Source organism: Paraburkholderia sp. JHI869, assembly GCF_038900775.1.
In the GTDB taxonomy this organism is placed as follows: Bacteria; Pseudomonadota; Gammaproteobacteria; order Burkholderiales; family Burkholderiaceae; genus Paraburkholderia.
The window spans coordinates 281,382-293,336 of the sequence record NZ_JAYMSC010000001.1 but is presented as its reverse complement, the minus strand read 5'-3'; the positions used below and the strand labels follow the sequence as shown (position 1 = coordinate 293,336).

The window sequence follows — 11,955 nt, the reverse complement described above, 5'->3', positions numbered from 1 at the left end:
CTTCGTTCAGCGCTTCTCCTTGTCGAAGCGCTCCATGATGCCGTGAATCAGCCCACGCATCCACGCAATGCCTTCGTCGTCGTGGAAGTGCTCATGCCAGTGCATCGTCACGGCGGCGACGGGCATGGCCACGGGCAGCACGTAGATCTGGAAGCGCCCGTCCGCGTTGAAGATCTGCGCGAGGCGGCGCGGCAGCGTCGCGAATAGATCCGTCACGGCGAGCACGCCCGGCAGCGCGACGAAGTGCGGCAATTCGAGCGCGATGTTTCGGCCCACGCCTTGCGAGCGCAGCGCGTCGTCCAGCGCGTGATGACTGTGCTCGACCGACTTCACCTGCACATGCGAGGCCTCGACGAACTGCGCGAGGCTCAGCGCCTCGCCGCGCGGCAAGCCGCGCCGACGGCGCGTCATGCATACATACGTCTCCTCGAACAGCAACTGATGGCGCGTGCGCGAAGTCAGTTCGGGCAAGTTGCCGATCGCGAAATCGAGGCGGCTCGAGCGCAGCGCATCTTCAATCGCCTCCACGGGCAGCGGCTCGATACAGACCTTGATCTTCGGCGCCTCACGATGAAGCGCCTCGCAAATCGACGGCAAGTAAGCCATTTCTCCCGCATCCGAAAGCGAGAGCCTGAACGTGCGCGTGCTCACCGCCGGATCGAAGCGCTCCGCATAGCGCAGCGCCTCGCGCACGGTGTCGAGCGCGCGGCCGACGATCGAGGCGAGCTCCAGCGCGATCGGCGTGGGCTGCATGCCCGCGCGCGTGCGGATGAAAAGCGGATCGTCAAACAGTGAGCGCAGCCGCGAGAGCGAATAGCTGATGGCGGGCTGCGAGAGCGCGAGCCGCTCGCCGGCCTTCGTGAGGCTGCGCTCCTCGACGATGGCCTGAAAAACCCGCAAAAGATTGAGATCAACGTTGTCGAGTGAGGGCATGGCTTTATCAACCGCGTTTATGTGATGTTCAATTTTAGATCGATTTGACGCATGAAGCACCAGAGACGAGACTTTCATCAACGCACAGGCGGCAAGCGCCCAGCGATCAACCACCTCGCGAGACATCGCGACCACCCCGATACTCTGACACCATGAGCGATACCTGGCAGACCATCGACACGAGTACGCTGCGCCCCCGCGTAGAGACAGACCGCATCTCGCCGTCGCTGTACTACGATCCGGCGCTGTTCGAAGCAGAACTCGAACGTATTTTCTACAAGACGTGGATCTGGGTTGCGCACGAAAGCGAACTGCCCAACGCGGGCGACTTCCGCACCACGACCATTGGCCGTCAGCCTGTGATCGTCGTGCGCGACAAGACGGGCGCGGTGAACGTGCTGCAAAACCGCTGCCGCCATCGCGGCGCCACGGTATGCGAAGAGCACAAGGGCAACGCCAAGGGCTTCACGTGCCCCTACCATAGCTGGTCATACGCGCTCGACGGCACGCTGCGCGCGCTGCCCTATGGCGACGGCTACGAAGGCGTGTGCGAGAAAGGCGACCTGCCGCTCGAAAAGCTGCGCGTGGGCATTTATCAGGGCCTTATCTTCGCGAGCTTCAATCAGGAGATCGAACCGCTCGAAGATTTCCTCGGCGGCGCCAAGCCGTGGATCGACCTGTTCATGAAGCAAGGCGCGGGATACCCCGTGAAGGCGAACGGCGAGCACAAGTTCAAGTTCAAGGGCAACTGGAAGATCCAGCTCGAAAACACCACGGATCTCTATCACTTCCCGGTCGTGCACAAGTCGTGGATGAAATCGATCGATGACGAAACGGCTGCGGCGATCACGAGCTTCATGACGAGCGATCAGGCCTTCTGTCGCTCTCTCGGCAATGGCCATAGCCTCGCCGTGCTCGTGCCCGAACTCGTCGACCTCGACCAGGACGACGGCGCACCGCTGCCCGAGCGATTCCAGGAACTGGCCGCGCAGCTCGCCGAGCGTCACACGCCCGAAGAAGTGCGGCGCATCGTGCGCTCGCTCATGGGCGTGGGCTTCAATTTGAATCTGTTCCCGAATCTGGCGCTCTCGATGGCGTTCTTCCGCGTGCTGCGGCCTATTTCCGCAGAGGAAACCGAAATTCGCCACGTGGCGCTCGCCATGGACGGCGGTCCCGAGGAAGCCAACCGCGTGCGCCTGCGCATCCACGAGCACTTCCAGGGCCCGTTCGGCTTTGGCAGCCCCGACGACGCCGAAGCCTGGGAGCGCGTGCAGCGCGGCTCCCATGCCGGCCGTGACACCCCGATTCTCGTGAACCGCGGGCTGAACCGCGAAACCACGGCGCCGAACGGAGAAAAGACCGCACACGCCACCGACGAAACCGGCATGCGCGAAGCGTATGCGCAGTGGCGCGCCATGATGGAGGCATGATGGACGATCGAAACGTACTCAATTCGCAAGAGACTTTTACGCGCGCCGTGCAGTTCATCTGGCGCGAAGCGGAGATGCTGGACCGGCGCGAATACAGCGCTTGGCTCGACCTGTGGGACCCGCAAGGACACTACGTCGTGCCGATCGACCCGAACACGACCGACTTCGCGGCCTCGCTGAACTACGCGTACGACGACCAGCACATGCGCGAGATGCGTGTGCAGCGCATGACGTCGGGCTATTCGGCTTCGGCGAGCGACGCGGCGCGCACCGTGCGCACGGTTTCGCGCTTCACGCTCTCGAGCGATGCGGCCGATACCGTGGAAGTGAAGTCGGCGCAGATCATCGTGGCGTACAAGCGCGGCGCGAGCACGATCTTCGCGGCGGACCTCACGCACCGCATCGGTTTCGCAAGCGGTGAGCCGAAGCTTTTGCAGAAGGTGATCCGCCTGATCGATTCGACCGAAGCGCTGAGCGCAATCGGCTTCCTGCTCTAAAAACAAGGGGCGCGCGGCACGGCTCGCGCGCCCTGCTTCCATTCGACTCCATGCCTACACTCGAAGTCTATTTGCCCGCGGGCCACGCGCAAGCACGCAAGGCACAACTGATCGGGCGCCTCACCGAAGCCACCGTCGAGGCGATCGGCGCGCCGGCCGAAGCCGTGCGCATTCTGCTGAGCGAATTGGCCGACACGCATTACGGCATTGGCGGCAAGCGAGCCGCAGACGGCGCGCCACCTTCATTGCCGGTGATCGTGGCGATTCTGATTGCCGGGCGAACGCTCGAGCAAAAGGCGCGACTAATCGATGCGCTCGCAACGACCAGCGCCGAGGTACTCGACTCGCCGCTAGAAGCAACGCGCGTGATCATCAAGGACATACCGAACACGGACTTCGGCCTTGGCGGCAAAACCGCGCGCTCGCTCGGGCGTTAAGTTGCGGATATGAGCGGCAGCGCGAACCGGCATTCGAGCCCGCCGCCAGGCGCGGGTTGTGCCCAGATCGCACCCTGGTGCCGCGTGACGATGTTCTTGCACAGCGAAAGGCCTATGCCGTTGCCGCCCGCCTTCGACGACGAAAAACCGTCGAAGAGGCGGCCATGCGCATCGGCGGGAACGCCTGGACCGTTGTCGATCACGCTCACGAGCGCTCTGCCTTCCCTTTCTTCGCACGCGAGCGTGAGATCGCGCCGGTCCGCATCGACGTCCGCCAGTGCGTCGATCGCGTTGAACGCGAGATTGAGCACCACCTGCCCGATCAACACGCGCTCGCACATCACGGGCAGCGCGGCCTTGGGCTGAACGATATGCACCCGCACGCCCGCATCGCGCGCACGCAGTTCGATGAAGTAGGCGACCTCGCTGAGAATGTCGCGCAGGTCCGCGCGCATTTCGGTCGGCTCGCGCTTCACGATGTATTCACGCACGCTCTTGATGATGAGCGCGGCGTGTTCCGCCTGCCGATCGGCACTGCGCAGGCCCCAGATCGCGTCTTCTACCGGCCCCGCCTGTTCGAGGCGTCTGATCGCACCTTCAATGAAATTGCGTACCGCAGCGAGCGGCTGGCTCAACTCGTGCGCAATGGCCGTGGCCATCTCTCCCATTGCGTTGTAGCGCCCGGCGTATTCGAGCATGCGCGCCTCGGTGCGGCGCGCTTCTTCAATGCTCACTTCGTCGGAGATGTCGCGAAAGTGGATCAACAGACCGTCGAGATCGCCTTCGATCACGAGCCGCCGGCAGGTGATGCGCAGCCAGCACGCGCTACCGTCGCGACGGGTCATGCGATAGCGCTGCGGCTCGGACGGGCCCTGCAGCGGCGCGTCGTCGAGTTGCTCGGCAAGGCGCTCGCGGTTGCGCTCGCTGCAATAGTCGAACACCGAACCCGGCGCATGTTCGGCGGCGAGGCCAAGCACGCGGCGCCCGGAGTCGCTGATGAATTCGACCGCGCCGTCGAGCGTGAGCACCGCCACGCCTTCGCTCAAGTCCTGCATGAATTCGCGCAGCCGCGTTTCATAGCGCCGCAGCGCCTGGCGCATCGCTTCTTCCGCGCTGATGTCGCGAAACTGCACCATCACGACGGCGCGCTCCGTGAGCGGCACGTAGGTTGCAATCGCCTCGGAAAGCATGTCCTGCCCCGTGCGCGAGCGATAGCACCATTCGTAGCCCTGCGGCCCTTCGGTGATCGAGCGGTCCATCGCCGCCACGGCGATTTCGCGCGCGTATTTCGGCTCCGGGCGCGTCATGTCGCGCGCTTTCAGCGGCAGCAATTCCTCGACGGAAAAGCCAAGCGCGATGCAAGCCGCGCGATTGGCCCAGACGATCGCCTTCGTGCTGGCGTCGTGCAGCAGCACGCACATCGTCAGGGCGTCGAGCAGGCGGCGGAAATCGTCTTCGGTGGGGTACGTCATGATCGTGAGCCGGATGCGGGCCGCATGCCCGCCTGGTGGTCCCCAAACGATAACATCCGGGCGCGGCGCGGGGAATCTGAAGATTTCTTTAGGCGCGCGGGGAACGCTACTTAAAAATGCGTGCGGCGTCCCAATTGATGACCCCTTTTTGCCTTTTTAGACTGAGTTCCAGACTTTGCGCACGTGAGCGTTCGCGCTGCGCCCGATACAGATGGCCTTAAAACTTGCGGCTCAGGAACTCAGGAGATACACCATGGCATCCGTTGCGACCGCTGTCGCATCCCATTGCGACCACAATGCACAAGCGTGCGCCACGCAGATGGGCAACCGCCTCTCGCTCGACGAGGTCATCGACGTCGTGGCCGCCCGCCGCGACGAATTCGACCGGCTTTCGCACGTGCCGCGCGACGTCATCGATCTCTTCAAACGCGCCGGCATTTATCGTGCGGGCACGCCCAAACGCTTTGGCGGCGACGCGCGCGCGCCCGGCGAATTTCTGGCGATGATCGAGCGCATCGCCGTGGCCGACGGCTCCGCGGCGTGGGTCGCGAGCTTCGGTTCGGCCAACGTCTACCTCGCGGCCCTGCCGCTCGAAACGCAGGCGCAAATTTACGCGAGCGGCCCCGACCAGGCGTTCGCCGGCGGCCTCTTTCCCGTGCAGACCGTGCAGCCTGTCGACGGCGGCTGGCGCGTGAACGGCACGTGGAAGTTCGCGAGCGGCTGCAAGGGCGCCGACTGGCTCGGCGTAGGCATCAGCACCGGCAACGGCGCAGGCAGCGGCCCGAACAAGCCGCGCACGGCCGTCTTTCGCCCCGAGCAGGTGGAGATCGTCGAGAACTGGAACGTGGTCGGCATGCAGGGCACAGGCAGCCACGACCTGCGCGTGACCGACCAGATCGTCACCGACGACTGGACCTTCGTACGCGGCGGCACGCCTTGCGTGGACGAGCCGCTCTATCGCTATCCGACCGTTGCGTACGCGGCCCAGGTGCTCGCGGTCGTGAACCTCGGTCTCGCGCGCGCCGCGCTCGACGTAGCCAACCATATGTCCGGCGGCCGCCGCACGACCACCGGCGCGCCGCAGCTCGCCGACCGCGCGTATTACCGCATCGAACTCGCGAAGGCCGAGGCGCAGTTGCGTTCTGCGCGCGCGTTTTTCTACGAGTCGACCGACAGCGTCTGGCAGTCGATTCTCGCCGGCAATCCCGTGACGCCCGAGCAGGTCAGCCTGCTGCGTCTCGCCGCCACGCACATTGCGCGCGAAGGCGCCGACGTCGTGAACCGCGCGTATCGCCTTGGCGGCACGATGGCGATCTACAAGACGCATCCGTTGCAGCGTTTGCTGCGCGACGCGATGGTCGTCACCCAGCACGCGTTCCTCGGCGAAGGCAATTTCGACGGCGCTGGCGCTGTGTTCGTCGGCGTGCCGCCGATTCCGGGCTATCTGTAACCGTACTCATCACCTATCAACAGGAATCGATCAAATGTCCGAAACAACCAATCCCCTTCCGCTGCGCGTCCTGTTCTGCTGCGGCGTGACGCAAAACTTCTTCGACCTGCCGCGCGAGAAGATCGGCGAAGTGTGGCAGGCGTACGGCAAGATGCTCGCCGCAATCGAAGCGATGGAAGGCGTCAAGGTGCTCGGCATCATGGACGACGACCGCCTCGTGGTGGGCCAGGCCGGTGGGGCGCCGTGGACCTTCTACATCATGGCCGATGTCGCCGACTTCGATAGCACCGTGGCCGTTTGCAATCTTTATCGCACGACGCCGGTGGGCGAGTACAACCTGTGGCGCTACGGCAAGATCGAGGCGCGTGTGGGTCGCGCGCTCGCCGTGCCGCCTGCGGTCCCGCCCGCGGTCAGTGCGTAATCCCATGGCGACGACCACCGACGCCGCGCGCACGATTGCGGCACTCGAAGCGCGCCTTGCCGCACTCGAAGGCGCTGCGGCCGCGCGCAAAACCATGGCGCGCTATATGGCGCTATGCGACGTGCCGAGCAGCGCGCTCGACGGCGAATCGCTCGCAAGCCTCTTCACGGCCGACGCGGTGTGGGAAGGCATCGGCAAGCAATATACGAGCAAGTTCGGCCGTCTCGAGGGGCGCGAGGCCATCGTCGCGATGCTTGCGCGCTATTTGCCGCCTGTGCCGCACTTCGCGACCAACGTGCACTTTCTCACCTCCGAGAGCATCGACATGGTGACGTCCACGCACGCAAAGGGACGCTGGATCATGCTGCAGGCTTCGGGCTACGTGGACGAGCGCGCGGAGCTGATCGGCGCACGGCTCGAAGTGGACTTCGTGCCGGAGTGTGCAAATTCGCCCGACGCTTCGACATGGCTCATCGCGCACTTTCGCACCGAGCGGCTTTTCGATGCGCCGTGGCGCGTGTCGCCGCGTCCCGCTCCCTGACCTCCAACGGAAATCGAATCGATGAGCGCATTGATCAGTGCCTTCACGCTTGGCGGCAACGGACCCACCATCGCCATCAAGGACACCATCGACATTGCGGGCATGCGCACGACGGGCGCGAGCCGCGCACTCGCAGAAACCGCGCCAGCGCAAACGCATGCAGACGTGGTTCAGTTGCTGCTCGACGCAAAGTGGAAGATCGTCGGCAAGGCCAACATGCATGAACTCGCGTTCGGCATGACGGGCATAAACGACTACACGGGCACGCCCGCCAATCCGCAAGACGCGGCGCGCATTCCGGGCGGCTCGTCGAGCGGCTCTGCGAGCGCAGTCGGCCAGGGGCTCGCGCAAGCCGCGCTCGGCACCGACACGGGCGGCTCGATTCGCGGTCCCGCGGCATGTTGCGGCGTAGTCGGCCTGAAACCCACTTTCGCCCGTGTGTCGCGGCGCGGCGTCGCGCCCGTCGAATCGACGCTCGATTGCGTGGGCCCGTTTGCCCGCGACGTACGCATGATCGTCGAAACGATGGGCGTGATCGCGCCCGCGTTCGACGTGGCGGCGGCGCTAAAGAAAGTCACGGCGTGCAGGGTCGGCATCGCGCAAGTCGATGCGCAAAGCGACCTGCTCGCCGCCGTTACGCGCGCGCCCCAACGTGCCGGGATGTCGTCGGAAGCCATCGAACTTGCGGGCCTCGCCGACGCTTTCCAGGCGGGCCTTGCGATCATCAACGCGGAAACGTGGGCGGCATTCGGTCATCTCGTGGATAGCGCCAAGCTCGGCGCTGATCTCGAAGCCCGCCTGCGCGCCGCTTCGTCGACGACGCCCGACCAGGTGAGCGCCGCGGAGCGCGTGCGCCGCAGCTTTACCGAGGCCGTCGATCGCGCGCTCGACAGCGTCGATGTGATCGTCATGCCGACGCTCCCCGCCCTGCCGATCACGATCGACGATGCGCGGCGAGGCGTTTCGGTGATCGCGATGTCGTCGCTGATCCGCCCGTTCAATCTCAGCGGTCATCCGGCGCTGAGCCTGCCGTTGCCGATCGAGGGCTCGCAGCTGTTGGCCGGGCTGCAAATCATTGGACGCCACGGCGCCGACGAACAGGTTTGCGCCGTTGCTGCGGCGTTCGAAGCCGCGCTCACCCACTGATCCATTAAGGAATAGAAACTCATGTCCAGCAGAGTCGTCCTCGTTACTGGCGCGGCGCGCGGCCTTGGCGCCGTGATCGCCGCGCGTTTTCATGCAGCGGGTTACCGTGTCGCCCTCGGCGACGTGGCATTCGACGCCGCCGCTGCCGTTGCGCGCGACTTGAGCGCCGATGAGTCGAGCGCGTTTGCGTTGACACTCGACGTCACGCGTAAAGAAGATTTTATGAGCGCGCGCGACGCGATCGTCGCGCGCTGGGGCCGCATCGATGCGCTTGTGAACAATGCGGGCGCGTCGAAGGTCGTACCCGTCATGGAGATTACGGCCGAGCAATTCGATCAGGTCATCGACATCAATCTGCGCAGCGTGCTGTTCGGCTGCCAGGTGTTCGGGCAGCACTTCGCGAACCAGGGCGACGGACGCATCGTCAACATTGCATCGCTCGCGGGCCAGAACGGCGGCTCGGCAACGGGTGCGCACTACGCAGCGGCCAAGGGCGGCGCCATCACGCTCACCAAGGTGTTCGCGCGCGACCTCGCCGCTTCGGGCGTGACCGTGAACGCCATTTCGCCGGGGCCGCTCGATTTGCCGATCGTGCACGAGAGCGTACCCGCAGACAAGCTCGACAAGGTCATTTCGAGCATTCCCGTGGGGCGCCTGGGCGCCGCCGACTACATCGCCGACGCCGCTGTGCTGCTCGCTTCGGGCAACGCGTATTTCGCCAATGGCGCGTGCTGGGACATCAACGGCGGCTTGTATATGCGTTGATTCGTGCGCTAAAACGCGCGACGCACACGCCGCATCACGGCGTGTGCGTTTGCGCGTCCTGGTCCCATACCGCCATCACATCGCGCACGAGCGTCGCGATGGACGCCACGCCGAGTTTCTCCTTGATGCTGGCGCGATGCACGTCCACCGTCTTCACGCTGATGTCGAGGTCCGACGCGATGCGCTTGCTGCCCTTGCCGTCGATCACGCCGCGTAGCACTTCCCGCTCGCGCGCCGTGAGCGATTCGAGGCGCTTGCGCAAATCACGCCGTTTCTGGTCGGCGGCATGACGCTGCGTGGCGAGCTTCATCGCGCGCTGCACGCGATCGAGCATTTGCTGCGAGTTGTACGGCTTTTCCACGAAATCGATCGCGCCGTTTTGCAGCGCGCGCACGGACATGGGTATATCGCCGTGTCCGCTCACGAAAATGATAGGCAACGTCGCGCCGCGCCGGTTCAGTTCCGACTGCACGTCGAAGCCGCTCGTCTCCGGCATGCGCACGTCGAGCACCAGACACGCAGGGATGTCCGGGTCGAATGCGCGCAGAAAATCGGCTGCGTTGGCAAACCCTTCCGACTTCACGCCGACCGATTCCAGCAGCCACGCGAGCGAGGTGCGCATGCCGTTGTCGTCGTCGACGATATAGATGACCGGAGCAGGTAAAGTCATCTGCTCTCTCCGCTATTGTTCGTTGCGAAGCGCTGCGAGACGCGCCCAGTGCCGCCTCGTTTCAATCTCGCGCTTTTGCAGTTGCATTACCGATCATAACCAGCCAATAAAGCCGTGAAAATGCGCATTACCCCGTAATTCTCCAATGCAATTGGAACGCACGCACGCCCGTTACGGCGATACCTGGTGAAATCTTTAGCAGGCTCGGGAACGACGCTATTACACAGGCGATTCGCGACAGTATTTTTCGCGCATTGCTTGCCGTACGCTGTGAATCACCGGCTCGCATCACACGATCAGCCATTGCACGGAAAACACACATCATGTCCGATACATCCAGCACGCTCCCCACGAACGACGCTCGCAAGGATTTTCGCCAGGCAATGGCGCATCTGTCTGCCGCCGTCAACGTGATCACCACGGCCGGTCCGTTCGGCCGCTGCGGCATTACCGCCAGCGCCGTGTGCTCCGTTACCGACGCGCCGCCCACGCTGCTCGTGTGCCTGAACCGTTCGAGCGCGATGCACGCCGCCTTCGCGGGCAACGGCCGCGTCTGCGTGAACGTGCTGCCTGGCGAGCACGAATTGCTGGCAAAGCACTTCGCCGGCCTCACGCAACTGCCCATGGACGACCGCTTCAACCTGCCGTTCTGGGACGAAGGCGAGCACGGCGTGCCCGTACTGCGCGATGCGCTGGCGAGCCTGCAAGGCGAGATCGTCGAACTCAAGGACGTTGGATCTCACTCGGTCATGTTCGTGAAGGCGACCCATATCCGCGTGCGCAGCGACGGCGACGGCCTCGTCTACTTCGACCGCAATTTCCACCGCCTGGCTCGCCCGTGCGCGGCGGCGTAACGCTCGCACCCTGGTGAAACCTTTAGGCCACTGAGGAAAGCCACCAGGGGCCCTGCCGCTCGCACGCATTTTTTTCCGGCTAAGCGGCGCGTACCCTGTTTCCATACGCAAAGGCTGGCCAGATTGCCTCGCGAAGCGACCGCAAGCGAATTCATCAGACAAAAAATATTCAAGGGCACAAGAGCGATCGCGGCACCCCGTGACAGCCGAAACACAGAAAGGAGACAAGTCAACCAAACAAGCCAGGGCCGACCCGGGCTTGCGAGAAAGCGTTCCGCCCGTCATCCTGACACCGCTTTTACCGACCAGGCGGTCAGTGAATGGTGTCCAGAATGGCCGCCAACCCGATCGGTACCGCGTTTTATTCGCAACCAACATGCAGCTCGAGAATCACACCTTTACCGACGCCGGCGAACACGCTGCGTTGCTTTCCGGCTGGGAACAGCAATATTTCCAGCTCGATTGTGGACAATTCCACGGTCGGCTTCAGCAAATCGGCGCGGACGGCATACACGTCTTCTACGAATCCGTGAATCGCCGCATCGTGCAGCAGGGCAGCACGCCCAGCGACATGCTCGTGTTCGGAATCGTGCTCGACGCGAACTCGCCGGTGACCTTCGCGGACCGCGCCGTCACCGACAACTCCTTGATCTGCGCGCGTGCGAACCGCGAGTTCGTCCTGCATTTTCCGGGCGAAGCGGAAATTGTCGGCATTGGTGTGAAGCTGTCGAATCTGCGCGATCACCCGGAGCTGGCCGCGCGCCTCGAAAGCCGCATTTCCAGCAAGACCTCCGTGATTCCGCTCACGTCCGGCGCGCGTGAGCAGTTCATCGCCTTGTGGCGTTACGTCACTGACGAGGCATTCGCACTGAACGCGTTCGCAGAGTCGGAACTGGCCCAGCGCACCGTAACCGCGCAGATCTTCGAGATGCTCGATGCCCTCGTCGAGAGCGGGATTCAGGACGACAAAGCCGATATCACGTGGATGTCGCATAGCGACGTCGTCGCCCGCGCGCACGAGATGATCATTGCGCGCCCTCTCGAACCCGTGACCGTGCATGAGCTTTGCGAATCGCTGCGGATCAGCCGGCGTACGGTGCAAACGAGCTTTCGTCTCGTGACCGGCAAATCGCCGGTGGAATACATGCGCGCGATACGCCTGAACTACGTGCGCCAGTTGCTGCGTAAATCGCCGGCCGGCGAGCTCACAGTGCGTGACGCAGCGCAGCGCTGGGGCTTTTTCCATTCGGGTCATTTCACGCAGGATTATCGCGAGCTTTTCGACGCGATGCCTTCGGATAATCGTCCGAGATAAATCGCGCCGGAGCATGCCCCGGCG

At 63.9% G+C, this 11,955-nt stretch carries 13 protein-coding genes; 10 read left to right on the top strand and 3 right to left on the bottom strand.

Going from position 1 to position 11,955, the window contains the following annotated elements; all coding sequences use genetic code 11:
* Positions 1-6: 6 nt before the first annotated feature.
* Positions 7-933 carry a LysR family transcriptional regulator gene (locus VSR72_RS01345; protein WP_342950606.1) on the bottom strand — a complete coding sequence of 309 codons (927 nt, stop codon included), beginning with the start codon at positions 931-933 and terminating at the stop codon, positions 7-9.
* 152 nt (positions 934-1,085) lie between these two features.
* Between VSR72_RS01345 and VSR72_RS01340 the strand changes: the two genes are divergently transcribed.
* The 3 genes from VSR72_RS01340 to VSR72_RS01330 are packed head-to-tail and all read left to right on the top strand — an operon-like array spanning position 1,086 to position 3,297.
* Positions 1,086-2,363: an aromatic ring-hydroxylating dioxygenase subunit alpha gene (locus VSR72_RS01340; RefSeq protein WP_342950605.1), complete on the top strand. Its 1,278-nt coding sequence runs from the start codon at positions 1,086-1,088 to the stop codon at positions 2,361-2,363.
* Positions 2,360-2,860, top strand: coding sequence for an aromatic-ring-hydroxylating dioxygenase subunit beta (locus tag VSR72_RS01335; RefSeq protein WP_342950604.1), 501 nt, complete (start codon positions 2,360-2,362; stop codon positions 2,858-2,860). Before VSR72_RS01340 ends, VSR72_RS01335 begins: the two co-directional genes overlap by 4 nt.
* 50 nt (positions 2,861-2,910) lie before the next feature.
* Positions 2,911-3,297, top strand: coding sequence for a tautomerase family protein (locus tag VSR72_RS01330; RefSeq protein ID WP_342950603.1), 387 nt, complete (start codon positions 2,911-2,913; stop codon positions 3,295-3,297).
* Here VSR72_RS01330 and VSR72_RS01325 read toward each other — a convergent pair.
* Positions 3,294-4,769, bottom strand: coding sequence for an ATP-binding protein (locus tag VSR72_RS01325; protein ID WP_342950602.1), 1,476 nt, complete (start codon positions 4,767-4,769; stop codon positions 3,294-3,296). The two genes, VSR72_RS01330 and VSR72_RS01325, sit on opposite strands and share 4 nt — an antisense overlap.
* Positions 4,770-5,088: 319 nt before the next feature.
* On the opposite strand from VSR72_RS01325, the gene VSR72_RS01320 reads away from it, so the two are divergent.
* Genes VSR72_RS01320 through VSR72_RS01300 form a run of 5 tightly spaced genes read left to right on the top strand, consistent with a single transcriptional unit; the run spans position 5,089 to position 9,092 of the window.
* Positions 5,089-6,219, top strand: a complete 1,131-nt coding sequence (locus VSR72_RS01320; protein ID WP_342950988.1) for an acyl-CoA dehydrogenase family protein — start codon at positions 5,089-5,091, stop codon at positions 6,217-6,219.
* A gap of 34 nt (positions 6,220-6,253) precedes the next feature.
* Positions 6,254-6,640, top strand: a complete 387-nt coding sequence (locus tag VSR72_RS01315) for a hypothetical protein (RefSeq protein WP_342950601.1) — start codon at positions 6,254-6,256, stop codon at positions 6,638-6,640.
* A gap of 4 nt (positions 6,641-6,644) precedes the next feature.
* Complete coding sequence (locus tag VSR72_RS01310; RefSeq protein ID WP_342950600.1) at positions 6,645-7,181, top strand: nuclear transport factor 2 family protein; 537 nt, start codon at positions 6,645-6,647, stop codon at positions 7,179-7,181.
* Positions 7,182-7,202: 21 nt separating this feature from the next.
* Entirely contained in the window at positions 7,203-8,327 is a 1,125-nt protein-coding gene (locus VSR72_RS01305; RefSeq protein WP_342950599.1) for an amidase, read from the top strand.
* A 21-nt stretch (positions 8,328-8,348) separates the two neighbouring features.
* Positions 8,349-9,092: an SDR family oxidoreductase gene (locus VSR72_RS01300; RefSeq protein WP_342950598.1), complete on the top strand. Its 744-nt coding sequence runs from the start codon at positions 8,349-8,351 to the stop codon at positions 9,090-9,092.
* A 34-nt stretch (positions 9,093-9,126) separates the two neighbouring features.
* Here the strand turns inward: VSR72_RS01300 and VSR72_RS01295 are convergent, their stop codons facing one another.
* Positions 9,127-9,762, bottom strand: coding sequence for a response regulator (locus tag VSR72_RS01295; protein WP_342950597.1), 636 nt, complete (start codon positions 9,760-9,762; stop codon positions 9,127-9,129).
* Positions 9,763-10,085: 323 nt separating this feature from the next.
* Between VSR72_RS01295 and hpaC the strand changes: the two genes are divergently transcribed.
* On the top strand, positions 10,086-10,616 hold the full coding sequence (gene hpaC, locus VSR72_RS01290) for a 4-hydroxyphenylacetate 3-monooxygenase, reductase component (RefSeq protein ID WP_342950596.1): 531 nt from the start codon (positions 10,086-10,088) through the stop codon (positions 10,614-10,616).
* 376 nt (positions 10,617-10,992) lie between these two features.
* Positions 10,993-11,931, top strand: a complete 939-nt coding sequence (locus VSR72_RS01285) for a helix-turn-helix domain-containing protein (protein WP_342950595.1) — start codon at positions 10,993-10,995, stop codon at positions 11,929-11,931.
* Positions 11,932-11,955: the final 24 nt, after the last annotated feature.

Coding starts and splice junctions, on each gene's coding strand:
- VSR72_RS01340 (WP_342950605.1), top strand. CDS start 1,086: ATGAGCGATACCTGGCAGACCATCGACACGAGTACGCTGCGCCCCCGC.
- VSR72_RS01315 (WP_342950601.1), top strand. CDS start 6,254: ATGTCCGAAACAACCAATCCCCTTCCGCTGCGCGTCCTGTTCTGCTGC.
- VSR72_RS01330 (WP_342950603.1), top strand. CDS start 2,911: ATGCCTACACTCGAAGTCTATTTGCCCGCGGGCCACGCGCAAGCACGC.
- VSR72_RS01325 (WP_342950602.1), bottom strand. CDS start 4,769: ATGACGTACCCCACCGAAGACGATTTCCGCCGCCTGCTCGACGCCCTG.
- VSR72_RS01320 (WP_342950988.1), top strand. CDS start 5,089: ATGGGCAACCGCCTCTCGCTCGACGAGGTCATCGACGTCGTGGCCGCC.
- VSR72_RS01310 (WP_342950600.1), top strand. CDS start 6,645: ATGGCGACGACCACCGACGCCGCGCGCACGATTGCGGCACTCGAAGCG.
- VSR72_RS01345 (WP_342950606.1), bottom strand. CDS start 933: ATGCCCTCACTCGACAACGTTGATCTCAATCTTTTGCGGGTTTTTCAG.
- VSR72_RS01305 (WP_342950599.1), top strand. CDS start 7,203: ATGAGCGCATTGATCAGTGCCTTCACGCTTGGCGGCAACGGACCCACC.
- hpaC (WP_342950596.1), top strand. CDS start 10,086: ATGTCCGATACATCCAGCACGCTCCCCACGAACGACGCTCGCAAGGAT.
- VSR72_RS01295 (WP_342950597.1), bottom strand. CDS start 9,762: ATGACTTTACCTGCTCCGGTCATCTATATCGTCGACGACGACAACGGC.
- VSR72_RS01335 (WP_342950604.1), top strand. CDS start 2,360: ATGATGGACGATCGAAACGTACTCAATTCGCAAGAGACTTTTACGCGC.
- VSR72_RS01300 (WP_342950598.1), top strand. CDS start 8,349: ATGTCCAGCAGAGTCGTCCTCGTTACTGGCGCGGCGCGCGGCCTTGGC.
- VSR72_RS01285 (WP_342950595.1), top strand. CDS start 10,993: ATGCAGCTCGAGAATCACACCTTTACCGACGCCGGCGAACACGCTGCG.